17 protein-coding genes are annotated in these 16,410 nt (G+C 68.7%); 12 read left to right on the top strand and 5 right to left on the bottom strand.

Annotation, left to right across the window (positions count from 1 at the left end):
- The 6 genes from cyoB (at position 1) to AC1HFW_RS26465 (ending at position 6,713) form a co-directional block, all read left to right on the top strand.
- The gene (gene cyoB / locus AC1HFW_RS26490) at positions 1-2,004 is read left to right on the top strand and encodes a cytochrome o ubiquinol oxidase subunit I (RefSeq protein WP_006391091.1); all 2,004 of its coding nucleotides are present in this window, start codon (positions 1-3) and stop codon (positions 2,002-2,004) included.
- A complete protein-coding gene (gene cyoC, locus AC1HFW_RS26485; RefSeq protein WP_006391092.1) occupies positions 1,997-2,638 on the top strand; it encodes a cytochrome o ubiquinol oxidase subunit III in 642 nt (213 codons plus the stop codon). Before cyoB ends, cyoC begins: the two co-directional genes overlap by 8 nt.
- Positions 2,635-3,033 carry a cytochrome o ubiquinol oxidase subunit IV gene (cyoD, locus tag AC1HFW_RS26480; protein ID WP_241075413.1) on the top strand — a complete coding sequence of 133 codons (399 nt, stop codon included), beginning with the start codon at positions 2,635-2,637 and terminating at the stop codon, positions 3,031-3,033. The genes cyoC and cyoD overlap by 4 nt, the downstream gene beginning before the upstream one ends.
- A gap of 4 nt (positions 3,034-3,037) precedes the next feature.
- Positions 3,038-3,832, top strand: a complete 795-nt coding sequence (locus tag AC1HFW_RS26475; RefSeq protein WP_238889273.1) for an SURF1 family protein — start codon at positions 3,038-3,040, stop codon at positions 3,830-3,832.
- Between the two features lie 292 nt (positions 3,833-4,124).
- A complete protein-coding gene (locus AC1HFW_RS26470; RefSeq protein ID WP_479285749.1) occupies positions 4,125-5,306 on the top strand; it encodes a porin in 1,182 nt (393 codons plus the stop codon).
- A 300-nt stretch (positions 5,307-5,606) separates the two neighbouring features.
- Positions 5,607-6,713, top strand: coding sequence for a porin (locus AC1HFW_RS26465; protein ID WP_479285747.1), 1,107 nt, complete (start codon positions 5,607-5,609; stop codon positions 6,711-6,713).
- On the opposite strand, the gene AC1HFW_RS26460 is transcribed toward AC1HFW_RS26465, so the two are convergent.
- Complete coding sequence (locus tag AC1HFW_RS26460; protein ID WP_479285745.1) at positions 6,710-7,498, bottom strand: AraC family transcriptional regulator; 789 nt, start codon at positions 7,496-7,498, stop codon at positions 6,710-6,712. The two genes, AC1HFW_RS26465 and AC1HFW_RS26460, sit on opposite strands and share 4 nt — an antisense overlap.
- A 90-nt stretch (positions 7,499-7,588) precedes the next feature.
- Here AC1HFW_RS26460 and AC1HFW_RS26455 point away from each other — a divergent pair, with 90 nt between their 5' ends.
- Complete coding sequence (locus AC1HFW_RS26455; RefSeq protein ID WP_479285743.1) at positions 7,589-8,761, top strand: multidrug effflux MFS transporter; 1,173 nt, start codon at positions 7,589-7,591, stop codon at positions 8,759-8,761.
- 40 nt (positions 8,762-8,801) lie between these two features.
- On the opposite strand, the gene AC1HFW_RS26450 is transcribed toward AC1HFW_RS26455, so the two are convergent.
- On the bottom strand, positions 8,802-9,479 hold the full coding sequence (locus AC1HFW_RS26450) for an ArsR/SmtB family transcription factor (protein WP_006391099.1): 678 nt from the start codon (positions 9,477-9,479) through the stop codon (positions 8,802-8,804).
- Between the two features lie 147 nt (positions 9,480-9,626).
- On the opposite strand from AC1HFW_RS26450, the gene AC1HFW_RS26445 reads away from it, so the two are divergent.
- The gene (locus tag AC1HFW_RS26445) at positions 9,627-10,940 is read left to right on the top strand and encodes a ParB/Srx family N-terminal domain-containing protein (RefSeq protein ID WP_006391102.1); all 1,314 of its coding nucleotides are present in this window, start codon (positions 9,627-9,629) and stop codon (positions 10,938-10,940) included.
- 39 nt (positions 10,941-10,979) lie between these two features.
- Here AC1HFW_RS26445 and AC1HFW_RS26440 read toward each other — a convergent pair whose 3' ends face one another.
- On the bottom strand, positions 10,980-11,588 hold the full coding sequence (locus AC1HFW_RS26440) for a glutathione S-transferase family protein (protein WP_238889267.1): 609 nt from the start codon (positions 11,586-11,588) through the stop codon (positions 10,980-10,982).
- A gap of 116 nt (positions 11,589-11,704) precedes the next feature.
- On the opposite strand from AC1HFW_RS26440, the gene AC1HFW_RS26435 reads away from it, so the two are divergent.
- Entirely contained in the window at positions 11,705-12,709 is a 1,005-nt protein-coding gene (locus AC1HFW_RS26435) for a helix-turn-helix transcriptional regulator (protein WP_479285741.1), read from the top strand.
- Between the two features lie 33 nt (positions 12,710-12,742).
- On the opposite strand, the gene AC1HFW_RS26430 is transcribed toward AC1HFW_RS26435, so the two are convergent.
- Positions 12,743-13,114 (bottom strand): hypothetical protein, encoded by a 372-nt coding sequence (locus tag AC1HFW_RS26430; protein ID WP_479285739.1) that lies wholly within the window; start codon positions 13,112-13,114, stop codon positions 12,743-12,745.
- A gap of 174 nt (positions 13,115-13,288) precedes the next feature.
- Here AC1HFW_RS26430 and gvpU point away from each other — a divergent pair, with 174 nt between their 5' ends.
- Positions 13,289-13,738: a gas vesicle accessory protein GvpU gene (gvpU, locus tag AC1HFW_RS26425; RefSeq protein WP_198486912.1), complete on the top strand. Its 450-nt coding sequence runs from the start codon at positions 13,289-13,291 to the stop codon at positions 13,736-13,738.
- A gap of 15 nt (positions 13,739-13,753) precedes the next feature.
- Here gvpU and AC1HFW_RS26420 read toward each other — a convergent pair whose 3' ends face one another.
- Positions 13,754-14,530, bottom strand: a complete 777-nt coding sequence (locus AC1HFW_RS26420; protein WP_479285737.1) for a hypothetical protein — start codon at positions 14,528-14,530, stop codon at positions 13,754-13,756.
- Positions 14,531-14,912: 382 nt separating this feature from the next.
- Between AC1HFW_RS26420 and AC1HFW_RS26415 the strand changes: the two genes are divergently transcribed.
- Entirely contained in the window at positions 14,913-15,563 is a 651-nt protein-coding gene (locus tag AC1HFW_RS26415) for a response regulator (protein ID WP_479285736.1), read from the top strand.
- A 31-nt stretch (positions 15,564-15,594) separates the two neighbouring features.
- Positions 15,595-16,290 carry a pentapeptide repeat-containing protein gene (locus tag AC1HFW_RS26410; RefSeq protein WP_479285734.1) on the top strand — a complete coding sequence of 232 codons (696 nt, stop codon included), beginning with the start codon at positions 15,595-15,597 and terminating at the stop codon, positions 16,288-16,290.
- Positions 16,291-16,410: the final 120 nt, after the last annotated feature.

Here is a 16,410-nt window from a genome sequence, read left to right as displayed (position 1 = left end):
ATGACTGATCAACCAGACCTCACCAAGCTGATCTTCGGTCGCCTGACCTGGGACGCCATTCCCTTCCACGAGCCAATCCTGCTGGCCACCTTCGCCATGGTGGCGATCGGCGGCATCGTGGTGCTGGGGGCCATCACCTACTACCGCAAGTGGGGCTACCTGTGGCACGAGTGGTTCACCAGCATCGACCACAAGAAGATCGGCATCATGTACATGATCCTGGGGCTGGTGATGCTGCTGCGGGGCTTCGCCGACGCCATCATGATGCGGCTGCAACAGGCCGTGGCCTTCGGTGATTCCACCGGCTACCTGCCGCCGCACCACTACGACCAGATCTTCACGGCGCACGGCGTCATCATGATCTTCTTCGTGGCCATGCCGCTGGTCACGGGGCTGATGAACTACGTGGTGCCGCTGCAGATCGGCGCGCGCGACGTGGCCTTTCCGTTCCTGAACAACTTCAGCTTCTGGATGACCACCGGCGGCGTGGTACTGGTGATGATGTCGCTGTTCGTGGGCGAATTCGCCCGCACCGGCTGGCTGGCCTATCCACCGCTGTCGGGCATCGCGCAGAGTCCGGACGTGGGGGTCGACTACTACATATGGGCCTTGCAGATAGCGGGGGTCGGCACGCTACTGTCGGGGGTGAACCTGCTGGTCACCATCGTCAAGATGCGCGCGCCCGGCATGTCGCTGATGCGCATGCCGATCTTCACCTGGACCGCGCTGTGCACCAACGTGCTGATCGTGGCCGCGTTCCCGGTGCTGACGGCGGTGCTGGCGCTGCTGTCGATGGACCGCTACGTCGGCACCAACTTCTTCACGGCCGACTTCGGCGGCAACGCCATGATGTACGTGAACCTGATCTGGATCTGGGGCCACCCCGAGGTCTACATCCTGATCCTGCCGGCCTTCGGCATCTTCTCGGAAGTGGTCGCCACCTTCTGCCGCAAGCGCCTGTTCGGCTACGCGTCGATGGTGTACGCCACGGTCGTGATCACGGTGCTGTCTTACCTGGTGTGGCTGCACCACTTCTTCACCATGGGGTCCGGGGCCAGCGTGAACTCGTTCTTCGGGATCACCACCATGATCATCTCGATCCCGACCGGGGCCAAGATCTTCAACTGGCTGTTCACGATGTACCGCGGCCGCATCCGCTTCGAGGTGCCGATGCTGTGGACCATGGGCTTCATGGTCACCTTCGTGATCGGCGGCATGACGGGCGTGCTGCTGGCGGTGCCGCCGGCCGACTTCGCGCTGCACAACAGCCTGTTCCTGATCGCCCACTTCCACAACGTCATCATCGGCGGCGTGCTGTTCGGCCTGATGGCCGGCATCACCTACTGGTTCCCCAAGGCCTTCGGCTACAAGCTCGATCCGTTCTGGGGCAAGTGCTCGTTCTGGTTCTGGCTGGTGGGCTTCTACTTCGCCTTCATGCCGCTGTACGTGCTGGGGCTGATGGGCGTCACGCGCCGCGTCAACCACTTCGAGGACATGTCGCTGCAGATCTGGTTCCAGGTGGCCGCGTTCGGCGCCTTCCTGATCGCCATCGGCATCGCCTGCTTCCTGATCCAGCTGGTGGTCAGCTACCGCCGCCGCGAGTCGCTGCGCGACGACAGCGGCGATCCGTGGGACGGCCGCACGCTGGAATGGTCGACGTCCTCGCCGCCGCCCAACTACAACTTCGCCTTCACGCCGCGGGTGCATGACCAGGACGCCTGGTGGCAGATGAAACAGCACGGCTACCAGCGCCCGCAGGATGGCTTCATCCCCATCCACATGCCCAAGAACACCTGGGCCGGCATCGTGCTGGCGGCCATCAGCGTGGTGATGGGTTTCGCGCTGATCTGGCACATGTGGCCGCTGGCCGTGCTGTCGTTCGCCGCGCTGGTCATCGTGTCCATCGTCCATACCTTCAACTACAAGCGCGAGTACTACGTGCCGGCCGACGAGGTCGTGCGCACGGAGGACGCCCGCACCCAACTGTTGGCGAAACATGTCTGATACCCTGGCCCCCACCCTGCCCGGCGGCAGCGCGCCGCCCGCCGAGCCCGTGTTCCACGTGGCCGGCGAACACCACCCGAAGAACGGCACGCTGCTGGGCTTCTGGGTCTACCTGATGAGCGACTGCCTCATCTTCGCCTGCCTGTTCGCCACCTACGGCGTGCTCGGGCGCAACTACGCCGCGGGCCCCTCCGGCGCCGACCTGTTCGACCTGCCGCTGGTGGCGGTCAACACCTCGCTGCTGCTGCTGTCGTCCATCACCTACGGCTTCGCCATGCTGGAGATGCGGCGCAACCGGGTCGGCGCCACGCAGGGCTGGCTGGCGGTCACCGGCCTGCTGGGGCTGGGCTTCCTGTCGCTGGAGCTGTATGAGTTCGCGCACCTGATCCACATCGGCGCCGGGCCGCAGCGCAGCGCCTTCCTGTCGTCGTTCTTCACGCTGGTGGGCACGCACGGGCTGCACGTCACGTTCGGCATCGTCTGGCTGGTGACGATGATGGTGCAGGTGCGCATGCACGGCCTGATCCCCGAGAACCGCCGCCGGCTGATGTGCCTGTCGATGTTCTGGCACTTCCTGGACCTGATCTGGGTCGGCGTGTTCACCTTTGTCTACCTGATGGGAGTGCTGCCATGAACGCCCATGCCGACCATGCCGGCCACGGCCACGGCCACGATCACCACGACGATGACGACGGCGCCGCCCATGGCACCCTGAAAAGCTACGTCACCGGCTTCATCCTGGCCGCCATCCTGACCGCGATCCCGTTCTGGCTGGTGATGGACCGCGTGTTCGAAAGCTCGCGCACCACGGCGCTGATCATCCTGGCGTTCGCGGCGGTCCAGATCGTGGTGCACATCATCTATTTCCTGCACATGGACGCCAAGTCCGAAAGCGGCTGGAACATGTTGGCGTTAATATTCACGCTGGTGCTGGTCGTGATTACGCTCAGCGGATCCATCTGGATCATGTATCACCTGAACTCCAACATGATGCCCATGTCGATCCACGACATGCGGAATATGCCCTGACGTGATGGCGGCAACAAAAGACTCTACGCATTCCGGCGACACCCCCCGCAATCCCCGCAGCGCAACCACCCTGGTCATCCTGGGCGTGGTTGCGGTCGCGCTGTTCGCGGGCCTGTGCGCCCTCGGTACCTGGCAGGTGCACCGCCTGGCCTGGAAGCAGAACCTGATCGCGCAGGTGGACAAGCGGGCCCACGCGCCCGCCACGCCCGCCCCCGCGCGCGCCGACTGGCCGGGACTGACGTCCGACAACGCCGAATACCGCCGCGTGTCGGCCAGCGGCACCTACCAATATGACAAGCAGACGCTGGTGCAGGCCGCCACCGAACTGGGCAGCGGCTACTGGGTCATGACGCCGCTGCAACTGGCGGACGGCGCCGGCACGGTGCTGGTCAACCGCGGCTTCGTGCTGCCCGAATGGCGCAAGCGCCAGGCGGCCGGCGCCCCGGCCGAAGCCGACACCGGCCCGGTCAAGGTCGACGGCCTGCTGCGCATGGGCGAGCCGGGCAACGGCTTCCTGCGCAACAACGATCCGGCCGCCAACCTCTGGTATTCGCGCGACCTGCCGGCCATCGCCCAGGCGCGCGGCCTGGGCGACGTGGCGCCCTATTTCATCGACGCCGACGCCGCCCCCGGCGCCGGCCGCGATCCGACGCAGGCGCCCGTCGGCGGCCTGACCACGCTGACCTTCCCCAACAATCACCTGGTCTACGCCATCACCTGGTACGCCCTGGCCGCGATGATCATCGTCGGCGCCGGCATCGTGGTGCGCGAAGAACGCCGGCTGCGCGCCCGCCGCTGAGCCGCACGATCCGGCGCGCCTGCCGGATCCCCTCTCCCCCCTCTCGCCCGGACTTCCCGGCACGCCCTGAACAGGCGGCGCCGGCGAGGTCGCGCGGCCCATTCCCACGCCCGCGCGCGCCAGCGTGGCGAACTCGTCTCAGATCTGTCCTAGAAGAAAGCAGGATAGCCAGCCATTCACCGAACTTACCGGAGAATGGCCCGGTGCAATCGACACGGGCAACCGGAGCCCGGCCGGCCTTCCGGCCCTCGGATCCGTTCTTCCGCCCTTTACCTCTCTAGGAGTTCTTCCGATGAAAAAGACGCTGCTCGCAGCCGCCATCCTGACCACTTTCGCCGGCGTCGCCCAGGCGGAAACCTCGGTCACGCTCTACGGCGTGATCGACACCGGCATCGGCTACAACAAAGTATCCGGCGACTTCCCCTTCCGCGACGCGACGACCGGCAAGTTCACGATGAAAGACGTGAGCGGCAGCCGCATCGGCATGATCAACGGCGTCCAGGCCGGCTCGCGCTGGGGCCTGCGCGGCAGCGAAGACCTGGGCGACGGCCTGCGCGCCATGTTCACGGTCGAGAGCGGCTTCGACTCGGGCGACGGCCAATCGCAGCAGAACCGCCTGTTCAACCGCCAGGCCACGATCGGCCTGGCCAACGATAGCTGGGGCTCGGTCGAGTTCGGCCGCCAGACCACCGTCGGCGGCGCCTTCCTGGGCGAGATCGATCCCTTCTACACCAGCTTCACCCAGGCCAACGTGGGCACGGCCTTCAGCGCGGCCAACACCATGCGCTGGGACAACATGGTCATGTACCGCAGCGCCTGGACCGACGGCTTCCAGTTCGCGCTGGGCTATTCCTTCAACGCCGACGCCACCGACGACAACCAGAGCGGCTTCCGCACCGCCGACAACGCCCGCGGCATCACCGCCGGCCTGCGCTATGTCGCCGGCCCCCTGAACGTGTCGCTGACCTACGACCAGATCAACAGCTCGAACCAGGCCCGCGTGCTCAACGACGACGGCGAACAACTCGTCATCGACGGCAAGGAAGTCGAGTTCGACCACAGCGTCACGCCCCGCCAGTACGCCGTGGCCGCCTCGTACGACCTGGAAGTCATCAAGCTGGCCGCCGCCTACGGCCGTACCACCGATGGCTGGTTCGTCAGCCAGGACCTGCCGAACGTCAAGCTGGGCGGCTACCACTATGCCAGCGGCTTCAAGGCCAACTCCTACATGCTCGGCGCCACCCTTCCCCTGGGCGGCACCAGCAACCTGTTCGGCTCGTGGCAGCACGTCTCGCCGGCCAACGCGCTGCTCACCGGCGACGACGCCAACATGGATATCTGGAGCCTGGGCTACACCTACGACCTGTCCAAGCGCACCAGCGTGTACGCCTACGGTTCGTATGGCAAGAACTACGCCTTCATCGATGGCCTGAAGAGCACCGCGGGCGGCGTCGGCATCCGCCATCTGTTCTAAGCGGTACGAGCGCGCCGCCCAGGCGCCAGGCTTTCCAGACGCCGCCCGGGGTTGTTGCCCCGGGCGGCGTCTGTGTTTTCACGCCACCGGGACCCCGCTCGCGGACCGCGTCGACTCCCGTTTCATCCGCCTGAAACCGTATTGCCGCTGCCACGGATCCATCAAAATAGCCAGATATTCACGTTTTTTGCCAGGAAATAGGACTTTTTGACCTACACTAGGGGCTGGGAACTCCGTTGAGCGTCATGCGCAACGTGTAGTTCCCTTTGTTTTTTTCCATCACAACAAGGAGTCCCACGGATGAAAAAGACGCTGCTCGCAGCCGCAATGTTGACCACTTTTGCAGGCGTCGCTCAGGCAGAAACGTCAGTCACTCTCTATGGTGTCATCGACACCGGCATTGGCTACAACAAGATCAAGGGCAATGGCTATGACGGCAGCAAGCTCGGCATGATCAACGGCATCCAGGCCGGCTCCCGCTGGGGCCTGCGCGGATCCGAAGACCTGGGCGATGGCCTGCGCGCCGTGTTCACGCTGGAAAGCGGTTTCGATTCGGGCAACGGCACCCGCGGCCAGAGCGGTCGCCTGTTCGGTCGCCAGGCCACCATTGGATTGGCCAACGACGCCTGGGGCACGGTCGAATTCGGCCGCCAGGCCACCGTCGGCTCGAACTACCTGGCCGACATCGATCCCTTCTACACCAGCTACACCCAATCGAACCTGGGCCTGGGTTTCAGCGCGGCCAACACCATGCGCTGGGACAACATGATCATGTATCGCAGCCCCTCGATGAGCGGCTTCCAGTTCGCCGCGGGCTATTCCTTCAACGTCGACGATACCAACAGCGACGAAACCCGTTTCCGCACCAACGACAACTCGCGCGGCATCACCGCCGGCCTGCGCTACGTCGAAGGTCCGGTCAACGTCACGCTGACCTACGACCAGCTCAACGGCTCCAACCGCGCCTCGATCGACCACGGCGCCACGCCGCGCCAATACGCCGTGGGCGCGTCGTACGACCTGGAAGTGGTGAAGCTGGCCGCCGCCTATGGCCGCACCACCGACGGCTGGTTCGTCGGCCAGGACCTGCCGGCGGGCACGCCCTTCAGCGACGAGTTCGGCACCAACCGCTACGTGGACGGCTTCAAGGCCAACGCCTACATGCTGGGCGCCACGTTCCCGATCGGCGGCGCGAGCAGCGTGTTCACCTCGTGGCAGCACGTCTCGCCGTCCAATGACCGCCTGACCGGCGGCGACGCCAACATGAACGTCTGGAGCGTGGGCTACACCTACGACCTGTCCAAGCGCACCAACCTGTACGCCTATGGTTCGTACGGCAAGGACTACGCGTTCATCGACGGTCTCAAGAGCACCGCGGCCGGCGTCGGCATCCGCCACGTGTTCTAAGGCAACGGGTCGCGCCGGCGCTGCCGGCGTCCCGGCGGCTCGCCGTAGGCGCGCCGGTACATGGCGATAAAGGCGCTGTCGCTGGCATAGCCCACGGCATGCGCCACCTCCGTGACGGACGCGCCCTCGGCCAGCCGCGCCCGCGCCATCAGCAGGCGGCATTGCGTGCGCCAGCGCGTGAACGGCAGGCCGGTTTCGGCCAGGAAGGCGCGGGCCAGCGTGCGGCCGCTGGCGCCCACCCGGCGGCCCCAGTCGTCGATCGACAGCGCGCAGGCCGGGTCCGCCAACAGCTCACGCGCGATCGGCGCCAGCCGCCGGTCGCGCGGCATGGGCAGATGCAGCGGCGCCGCGGGCGCCGCCGCCAGTTCGTCCAGCAGCGAGCCCACCAGGCGCTGCCGCGGCCCGTCCAGCGGCTGGTCGGATGGCCAATGCGTCACGCGCACGATCATCTCTCGCAGCAGCGGATTGACATCGAGGATGCGCGGCTCGCGCGGCAGGTCTGGATAGACCGCCACATCGAAGTACAGGCTGCGGTATGCGAACGTTCCCTGCATGGCCGTGCGATGCACGCACCCGGCCGGCAGCCAGGCCGCCTGCAGCGGCGCCAGTTGCCCCACCCGGTCGGTGAGATACAAGGTCACCCCGCCTTCCGCCTGATACAGCAATTGCGCGCGTTGATGCGCATGCCAGTCGGACGCATGCGCGCGCGTATCGATCGCCATGCCCACCACGGGGCAGGCGACGAGGTCCGGATCCTCGACGGTATCGAGCGAATAGATGGGCATGTCCGATTAGCGATGTTTTATGGCGCGATGTCGTGATTTTCCGCGTCGCCGCGCGCCTACGCTAGCGGCTTTTCGCATCATGGCCGTCGCATGTCTTCCCGTCTCTCTTCCCCAACCGCCCCCGGCGCCCTGCCGCCGCCCTGGCTCGTCATCGCGCTGCTGGCCCTGCCGCAGATCGCCGAGACCATTCTCGCCCCCGCCCTGCCGGACCTGGCGCGCCACTGGCGCCTGGACGCCGCCGCCACGCAGCCGGTCATGGGCGTGTTCTTCATCGGCTTTGCCGCCGGGGTGCTGCTGTGGGGGCATCTCGCCGACGCCTGGGGCCGCCGCCCCGCCATGCTGGCCGGCCTGGCCACCGGGCTGGCGGGCACGCTGTGCGCGCTGGCCGCGCCGCACTTTGGCTGGCTGCTGGCCGGCCGCTTCGTCCAGGCGCTGGGCCTGGCGGCCTGCTCGGTGGTGACGCAGACCGTGCTGCGCGATTGCCTGGAAGGCCCACGGCTGACGCGCACCTTCGTCACGCTGGGCACGGTGCTGGCCTGGTCGCCCGCGGTCGGGCCGCTCACGGGCCAATGGCTGGCCGACCGGCAAGGCTATGGCGGGGTGCTGGCGACGCTCGCCGCCGCGGTCACGTTGCTGCTGGGATCGGTCGCCTGGCGCTGGAACGAGACCCGGCCGGCGCGGGCTGTCCAGGTGCCGTTGACGGCGCTGGCCCGCGCGATGCTGGCCGACGCCGCGCTGCGCCTGGCGGTGTTGCGGGTCGCCGGCCTGAACCTGCTGGTGTTTTCCTTCTATGGCGCCGGCCCGTTCATGACGGGCCCGCTGCCCGGGCTCGGCTTCGGCTGGGTGGGCCTGGGCGTGGCGCTGGTCGGCAGCCTGGGCGCCGCCGTCAACCGCCGGCTGCCCGCCGCCGCGGATGCCGAGCGCCGGGTGCGCTACGGGCTGCGTTGCGTCGCGCTGGGCACGGCGGCGCAGGCGGCCGCCATGGCTTGGCGCCCGGAACCGGGCTGGCTGTGGGCGGCCACGGCGCTGCCGGTGTTCGCTGGCTATGGCCTGGCGATACCCAATCTGCTGGGACCGGCGCTGCGGCATTACGGGCACTGCCTGGGGCGGGCCGGCGCCTTGTTCGGCCTGGCCTACTACAGCCTGCTGGGGTTGGGATTGGCGGCGACCTCATGGCTGCCGTTCGACACGCCCCGGCCGTTGTCCCTGGCCTGGCTGGGACTGGCGCTATGGCTGTTGCTGGCGCGATCGAACCGGCGCTGAACAGGGCCGCCCCTGTCGGGCCGCGCGGGACCGCGGGGGATCAGCGGGTGGGCGGGTCGGGCGTCTCGACCGCCAGCCCCTCGGCGCGCCAGTCGGGAAAACCGGCGTCGAGCCGGCGGGCGCGCAGGCCGTGCGCGCGCAACGCGCTGACGGCATCGGAAGACAGCACGCAGAACGGGCCGCGGCAATAGGCCACGATCTCGTGCTCGGCCGGCAGTTCGCCGAGCCGCTTGAGCAGTTCATCGGCGGGGATGTTGATGGCGCCGGGCAGGTGGCCCTGCGCGAATTCGTCGGCGGGCCGCACGTCCAGCAGCGTCATGCTGCCTTCGCCCAGGCGGCTGAGCAGCTCGTCGCGCGAGATGGCCTCGAGGCCGTCGCGGCGATCCTGGCTGTCCGCCACCAGGCGGCGGATCTCGCCCCGGTTGTGCTGGGCCACGGCCCCGAGGGCATTGAGCAGCCCGGCGATGGGCGCGGTGCCGAGCCGGTAGTACACGTGCTTGCCATCGCGCCGGGTCGCCACGAAACCGGCGCGGCGCAACTGCTGCAGGTGCTGCGAGGTGTTGGCGACCGACAGGCCGGACAATTCGGCCAGCCGTTCGACCGGGCGCTCGCCCTGCGCGATATGCTCGAGCAGCACCAGGCGATGGGCGTTGCCCAGCGTGCGGGCGAGTTCGGCCAGTTCGGCCGCGAGGGGGGTCTGGAGGGGTGGCGCGGTCATTGGCGGCGATCTTAGCATCCGGCCCGCGTCGCTCAAGCAACGCCTTGAACGACGCCGCGCATGAAGCTGCCGTGACGGTGCAATGAACACGAAACACGTGGCTGTCATCATTGGATACTTCTCCAGCCGACCCCGAAACGCTCATTCATGTCCCGCATGCCCAACTCCGACCTTCCCCGCCCTTTCACCGCGCGCTGGCGCCCCGCCCTGCGGATCCTGGCCCTGGCCGCGTTGCCGCTGGTGCTGGCCGCCTGCAACGGCAGCAAAGACGATGATGACGACAGCCCCGTCGTGCAGAATCCGGCGCCGCCGACCGACACCCGCAACCAGGCCTATCTGTCGGCCAAGTCGGGCGACGTGATCAAGGTGCGCATCGAGGAGCTGCACCCGACCCAGGCCGCGATCGGCTACGACCAGATCTACTACAAGCTGGGCCGCTGGCAGGGCGACTTCAATCGTCCCACCTGGGCCGCCGACGCGACCAAGCAGCTGGACTACCTGAACCGCACGGTCGGCAAGAAGTTCAGCGACTACTGCGAGGACATGGGCGCCACCACCTCCCAGGCCTTCACCTCCATCGCCCAGCTGCAGGCCGCGCGCCTGGACCAGCCGGCGACCTTCAGCTGCACCGCCGCCTTCGGCGCCAACCCCGCCAACCTGAAGACGGTGGTGGTGGGCTGGGACGGCAACCTGTACCTGACGGACGGCCACCACACCTTCTCGTCGCTGCGCGAGATCTTCGACGGCGGCCCCAAGCTGCCGGTGTGGGTCAAGGTGGACGCCAACTACAGCGACACCGGCACCGCCACGGCCTTCTGGCAGCGCATGGTCGATGAGCGCAAGGCCTGGCTGCGCGACGGCCAGAACCAGCCCATCACGGTGAGCCAGCTGCCGACGCGCCTGGGCATCGCCAACGCGCAGGAAGCCGGCGGCATGCAGGAAGACCGCTACCGTTCGCTGGTGTACTTCACCCGCGACATCGCCTACAGCAACGGCAGCCTGCCGGAGTTCGCCGAGTTCCTGTGGGGCGACTGGCTGCGCCGCCAGGTGGCCGCCAACCAGCTGCCCGGCCTGGACCAGTACGCCATGGTCGCGCCGGCCACGCCGGCGCAGATCCTGACGGTCAGCACGCTGAGCAGCGCCCTGGCATCCACCGGCGCCAACGACGGCTATGCCGCCGCCGTGCGCAACGCCGCCCTGAAGATGACCGCGCTGGCCGACACCGACATCGTGTTCCAGGACCGCACCGCCGCCAGCCTGGGCCGCATCCAGCTCGTGCCGAGCGCGCCCAGCGGCTCGCCCACCAAGACGGCGCGCGACACGCTCGAAGAGCTGCCGCGCAACGACGTCAAGACCGACGCCACGCCGCAGGGCACGCCGCGCGGCGCCGGCAAGCTGTGGTTCGCCGTCAACTACCGCGCCTGCGGCAAGCCGGCCACCGGCACCTGCTGGGGCTGGTAAGCGGCAAGGGGCCGCGCCGGCCGGCGCGGTCCCTTGTCCTCAGACCTCGCCCTGCATGGCCGGCCGGGCCTTCACCTTGGCCAGCCAGGCATTGACCTTGGGGTGCGCCGCCACCGGCGCCCCCAGGAACGCGGTGTAACCGACCACCGACGACACCACCAGGTCGGCCAGCGAATAGGCCTCGCCCAGCATCCACGGCTGGCGCGTCAGGTGGCTGTCCAGCAATCCCAGCAACCCATCCAGATCCGCGATCGCCACTTCCGCCTGGCGCGCGTCGCGATACTGCTCGGCGCCGTGCGCGGCATGGTGCAGGCGCCAGACCGCGGCGCCGTACGTCACATAGGCCCAGCTGCACCAGGACATGGCCGCCAGCCGCTCCGGAGTGCCGTCGGCCGGCCACAGGCCCTGCTTGACGCCCCAGTGCTCGGCCAGCCACAGGTGGATCGCCAGGGCTTCGAACAGCGGCGCGCCGTCCACCGTCAGGGTCGGCACCTTGCCATTGGGGTTGAGCGCCAGGAATTCGGGGCGGCGCTGTTCACCCGCCTTGAGGTCCACCTTCACGCGCTCATGCGGGACTTGCAGTTCGGCCAGGGCGCAGGCGATCGGGGAGGCGCTGGAAAAGGGGGACCAGTAGAAAACGATGGACATGACAACACTCCGGATTCAGGAAATTGCGCCGCGGCCCCATGGCCGCCGACGACGGAGTGAACTGTAGAATCCATTGCGGACAGTTTCCGCCCTCGATTCGTCCTATCGTCGCCACCATGCTCAGTTCCAGCAATCGACTCCTGCGCCTGCTTTCGCTGCTCCAGACCCGCCGCCACTGGGCCGGCGGCGAGCTGGCGCAGACGCTCGCGGTGCACCCGCGCACGCTGCGGCGCGACATCGACCGCCTGCGCGAACTGGGCTACCCGATCCAGGCCAGCAGCGGCGTGGCGGGCGGCTACGCCTTTCGCGCCGGCAACGCGCTGCCGCCCCTGCTGCTGGACGACGACGAGGCGCTGACGGTGGCCATCACGCTGCGCACCGCGGCCACCGGCTCGGTCGGCGGGGTCGAGGAGGCGGCGCTGCGCGCGCTGGTCAAGCTGGAACAGGTGATGCCCGCCAGGCTGCGCCACAAGGTCGACGCATTGCGCGCGGCGCTGGTGCCGCTGGCGCGCAACGGCCCCTTGGTGGACGCGGGCCAGCTGGCCGCGCTGGCAGCCGCCTGCCGCGACCAGTTGCGCGTGAACTTCGATTACACCGACGGCCGCGGCCAGGCCAGCACGCGCCAGGTCGAGCCGCAAGGGCTGGCGCACACGGGCTACCGCTGGTACCTGGTGGCCTGGGACCCGGCGCGCGAGGACTGGCGCACCTTCCGGCTGGACCGCATCGCCGGCGAGGTCACGCTCGGCGCGCATTTCGCGCCGCGCCCGCCCCCTGATGGCGGCGACCTGCGCGCTTATGTAGCGCGCTCGGTCGGCGGCAACCACGCCGAGGAAGCGCGCATCGTGCTGCACGCGCCCAGGGCGGCGATGGCCGCGCGCATCCCGGCGACGGTCGGCGAGATCGAGGCGCTGGATGCGGGCCGTTGCCTGCTGCGATGCAGCGGCCAGTCGCTGGACGCGCTGGCATATTGGTTGATGGCGCTGGAGGTGGAGTTCGACGTGCTCGCGCCCGACGCGCTGGTGGCGCGGCTGCGGGCCGCGGGCGAGCGCGTCGCCGGCATGTTGCGGCGGCACGAGGCGGGCCACCCGGCGCAAGCGGACGCGCCGGACCCGGGGCGATGATGCGCGGCGGCCCCGGCGGAGCCGCCCGCCAGGTCAGCCTACCTGTTGCTGCCGGGTCTGCTCGGCCTTGGCCAATTGCTGCATGACCAGCGAGACCTTCTCGGCGATCTTGAGCTTGTCGGCCGCCGACATCGCGTCGTAGTCCTTTTTCGAGATGCCGAGCGAGGCCAGCGCCGCGTAGAACATCTTGTCCTGCAGCGACATGGAGGCGTAGTCCATGAAATCCTGCTCGGCCTGCGAGGCCGAGGCCTGGGTGGCGCCCTGCACGCCCCCGCCCAGCGCCGAGGCGCCGCGCTGCTGCGCGTCCTGGAACGCGGCGCGGAAAGCGCCGACGGCAGCGGATGACGAGGACGGCTGGCGGACGTCGGCCGCGTCAGCGGCATTCCTGGAGTTGACGGCGATCATGGGCGGCCTTGGCATGGGAAACAACGATGATTCGCAAGTTACTCCGCGGCCCGCCGGGGCGATGCCTCGGAATGATGCCCGATCCGGCTGTTTCTCCGCCGATTGCCCCGATGCGCGCCGGCCGCAGTTCGAGTATCTTGTGACTCCCTCGCACATTCCGGAGCCCGCGCCGCCATGAGTCTCGAACCCACCCCCACCCCGTCCCAGCCCGCCCCCGCCGTCACCGCGCCGCCAGCCGACGTTTTCCTGCAGTTCCTGGTGAACCTGGTGAACAACGGCGGCCAGCTCAAGAGCATCGGCGTGACGCTGCAGATGGGCGGCATGCTGGTGTCCGGTTCGATCGTGTCGGGCGCCGAGTACTTCGACCGTTTCGCCGAGACCTTCGCCGACTCGCTGTCGGACATGGACAGCCAGGCGCGGCAATCGGTGCGCACCTCGCTGGCGGAACTGGGCGACGTGTTCCGGCTACCGCAACCGGCCGAACCCCTGCCCAACTACATCCATCTGGCCGACGCCCTGTTCTTCACCGCCGACGGCACCCCGATCGCGGGCCAGCCAACGCTGTGGCGCGGCCGCAGCAACGCGGTCGATGGTTTCATCCTGGGCAGCATGCAGGCCGGCTGACGCCGCGGGCAGGCGTCACTCGCCAGGCGGGCCGGATTGCGGCACGCAGGCGTGGAAGCTGCGCCAGGCGCCGCCGTCCGCCCGCAGCCAGCTCCCCAGGCAGGACGCGCTGAGCGGCGCGGACAGCGCCGGACCGCGAAACAGCAGTCCGGGCAGCCGCCGCAGCCAGGCGAAGTCGTAGATATCCCGGATATCGTCAGCGAACACGTCGAGCCCGGCATCGGCGGCGTATTCGACCAGCGCGCGAAAGCGGCGCTGCAGCGCGCGGTCGGCACCGAGTCCGGGCGGAATTCTCAGCGTCAGGCCGGATCCGCGCAGCGTGCCGCTGGACGCGCCGGGCAATTGCGCGCGCAGGCCCGGGACGAATTCGGCGTGGCAGGCCAGCAGGTGCCCCCGCGGCACCAGGCGCGGCAACAACGGAATGTGGAAGGTCAGGCGTCGGGCCGGCCATTGCAGCCGCTCGTGGCTGGCGGGCAGGCCGATGCAGAGTTCGTCGCGCGCCAGGCCGATATCGAGATCGGCGCATAGCCGTTGCGCCGGATCGGCGTCATGCGGCACCGTCAGCGCATGCGCGAAAGACAGGTCGAGCGCCGCCCCCGACCTGGCGGCAAAGGCCGTCGCGGCCCGCAGGCGGGCCCGCTGGGCCCCGATATCGGAGAGGCCGCCCGTCGAGGGCGTGGGACGGTCGACGACCGCGTATTCATGCACCTGGCCTTGCCCGGTGAACACGGGCTGGAATCGCAGGGACGGGCCGCCGTCGCGCGCGGGCCAGGCGTGAAAGGATTCACACATGGCGGGGCGGGACCCCGGGCGCCGGCCGGGCGCGGCGCGTGAAGGGAGACATCATGGAACCTCGAGGGCGTGGGCACGCCGCAATGCCGGCCGCGTCGGGCGGAAGATCAATGCAGACAAGACAGGAAGACGATGGTGCCAAAAGCGGACGCGCGACTGCACAAGAAAATTCTCAATCGACCGCGCCCTCCTGGCCGGCGCGGTCACGCCGCGCCCCGGCGCTGCCGCGCGTCCTGCATTCCTGAGAGCCTGCCCATGACTCCCGCCGCTCCCGGCCCGCACGCTTTTTCCCTTCGTCCGACTTCGGCACCGCCTGGCCCGGGGCCAGTCCCGGGTGCGGAATAATCCGCCAGCCCTCCCGGCCAACCTGATCGCGCCCCGCATGCAAAGACTCCGCATCGTCATCGCCGACGACCATCCGCTGGTCCTGATGGCCATGGCCGACCTGCTGAAAAAGCACCTGGGCTTCGAGGTTATCGCCGCGCTCGACACGCCCACGGCGCTGGTCGAACAGCTTGCGCGCGACGCGCCTCAGGTGGTCATCACCGACTACGCCATGCCCGGCGACGACCTCTACGGCGACGGCATCCGCCTGGTCAAGTACCTGATCCGCCACTACCCCGGCGTGCGCGTGGTGGTGCTGACCATGGTGTCGAACCCCATGATCGTGTCGGCGCTGTACGACGCCGGCGTGGACGCGGTGGTGTTCAAGCACGACAGCCCGAACGAGATCGTCACCGCCCTGCAGGCGCTGCGACGCGGCCGCAAATACTATCCGCCCGGCCTGCCGCGGCGGCGGTCGCCGGCGGGGCGCGGCACGCTCATCGGCGAGCGCATCAACAGCCTGTCGCCCAAGGAATTCGAGGTGCTGCGGCACTTCGTGCGCGGCGAATCGATGATGCAGGTGGCCGACAGCCTCAAGCGCAGCGTCAAGACCGTCAGTGGCCAGAAGATATCGGCCATGCGCAAGCTGGAGGTGCGCACCGACCAGGAACTGGTGGCGTTCTGCGTCGAGCACGGCATGTTCCAATGAGGGTTCGATGAACCCGACAGGGAAGATGGGCATGACGCGGCAATCCATGGAAACCGTCACCGGCCAGGCGCTGGACCGCCAGGCGATGCAGGTGCTGATCGAGCAGGCGGATGGCCAGCCGCTGGCCTTCGACGATTGCGACTTCCAGGAAGCCGACTTCTCGCGCCTGGACCTGCGCGGCGCCCGTTTCACCGCCTGCGCCATCGCCGGCGCCTCGTTCCAGGGCGCGACGCTGGCCGACAGCGTCTGGCGGCGTTGCCGTGGCGGACAGGCCGTGTTCGCCTCGGCCGACGCCAGCGACGCGGTGTTCGAGCATTGCGACCTGAACAACGCCAACTGGCGCCGCGCGCGCCTGGCGAGCGCCCGCTTCCAGGGCTGCAAGCTGACCGGCGTCGACTTCGACGGCATCGCCTGCCTGGGCTGGACGCTGCAAGACTGCCTGCTGGTGGGCGCGCTGGTGCGCGGCATCTCGTTTCGCAAGTGTGCATTGCAGCAACTGGATTTCTCCGACGCCGACCTGACCGGCTGCGACCTGCGCGACACGATCTTCCATGGCGGCAGCCTGCGCAACGCCACGCTCAAGAACGTGCGCTTCGAGGGCGCGGACCTGCGCGAGGCCGACCTGGGCGGCATCGACCTGTCCGCCGCCGCACGGCTGGCCGGCGCGGCCATCTCCAAGACCCAGGCGGCCGCGCTGCTGGCCGAACTGCGCATCACCGTGATCTGAGGCGGCGGCCAGGGGCCGGGCGCCGCGACGGCCGGCGCGCTGACGCGGGCGCCCGCAACGGATGCAGTCCCGCTACACTCCAGGCGACAGGCCGGTCATCGGCGCCGGTCCGCGACCAGG

It is taken from the genome of Achromobacter sp. ISS7, assembly GCF_056523125.1.
The sequence above is the reverse complement of the archived record's forward strand: the minus strand, read 5'-3'. Positions and strand labels throughout refer to the sequence as shown.

Coding starts and splice junctions, on each gene's coding strand:
- AC1HFW_RS26415 (WP_479285736.1), top strand. CDS start 14,913: ATGCAAAGACTCCGCATCGTCATCGCCGACGACCATCCGCTGGTCCTG.
- AC1HFW_RS26465 (WP_479285747.1), top strand. CDS start 5,607: ATGAAAAAGACGCTGCTCGCAGCCGCAATGTTGACCACTTTTGCAGGC.
- gvpU (WP_198486912.1), top strand. CDS start 13,289: ATGAGTCTCGAACCCACCCCCACCCCGTCCCAGCCCGCCCCCGCCGTC.
- cyoD (WP_241075413.1), top strand. CDS start 2,635: ATGAACGCCCATGCCGACCATGCCGGCCACGGCCACGGCCACGATCAC.
- AC1HFW_RS26455 (WP_479285743.1), top strand. CDS start 7,589: ATGTCTTCCCGTCTCTCTTCCCCAACCGCCCCCGGCGCCCTGCCGCCG.
- AC1HFW_RS26430 (WP_479285739.1), bottom strand. CDS start 13,114: ATGATCGCCGTCAACTCCAGGAATGCCGCTGACGCGGCCGACGTCCGC.
- AC1HFW_RS26460 (WP_479285745.1), bottom strand. CDS start 7,498: ATGCCCATCTATTCGCTCGATACCGTCGAGGATCCGGACCTCGTCGCC.
- AC1HFW_RS26435 (WP_479285741.1), top strand. CDS start 11,705: ATGCTCAGTTCCAGCAATCGACTCCTGCGCCTGCTTTCGCTGCTCCAG.
- cyoB (WP_006391091.1), top strand. CDS start 1: ATGACTGATCAACCAGACCTCACCAAGCTGATCTTCGGTCGCCTGACC.
- AC1HFW_RS26450 (WP_006391099.1), bottom strand. CDS start 9,479: ATGACCGCGCCACCCCTCCAGACCCCCCTCGCGGCCGAACTGGCCGAA.
- AC1HFW_RS26445 (WP_006391102.1), top strand. CDS start 9,627: ATGTCCCGCATGCCCAACTCCGACCTTCCCCGCCCTTTCACCGCGCGC.
- AC1HFW_RS26470 (WP_479285749.1), top strand. CDS start 4,125: ATGAAAAAGACGCTGCTCGCAGCCGCCATCCTGACCACTTTCGCCGGC.
- AC1HFW_RS26475 (WP_238889273.1), top strand. CDS start 3,038: ATGGCGGCAACAAAAGACTCTACGCATTCCGGCGACACCCCCCGCAAT.
- AC1HFW_RS26420 (WP_479285737.1), bottom strand. CDS start 14,530: ATGTGTGAATCCTTTCACGCCTGGCCCGCGCGCGACGGCGGCCCGTCC.
- AC1HFW_RS26440 (WP_238889267.1), bottom strand. CDS start 11,588: ATGTCCATCGTTTTCTACTGGTCCCCCTTTTCCAGCGCCTCCCCGATC.
- cyoC (WP_006391092.1), top strand. CDS start 1,997: ATGTCTGATACCCTGGCCCCCACCCTGCCCGGCGGCAGCGCGCCGCCC.
- AC1HFW_RS26410 (WP_479285734.1), top strand. CDS start 15,595: ATGACGCGGCAATCCATGGAAACCGTCACCGGCCAGGCGCTGGACCGC.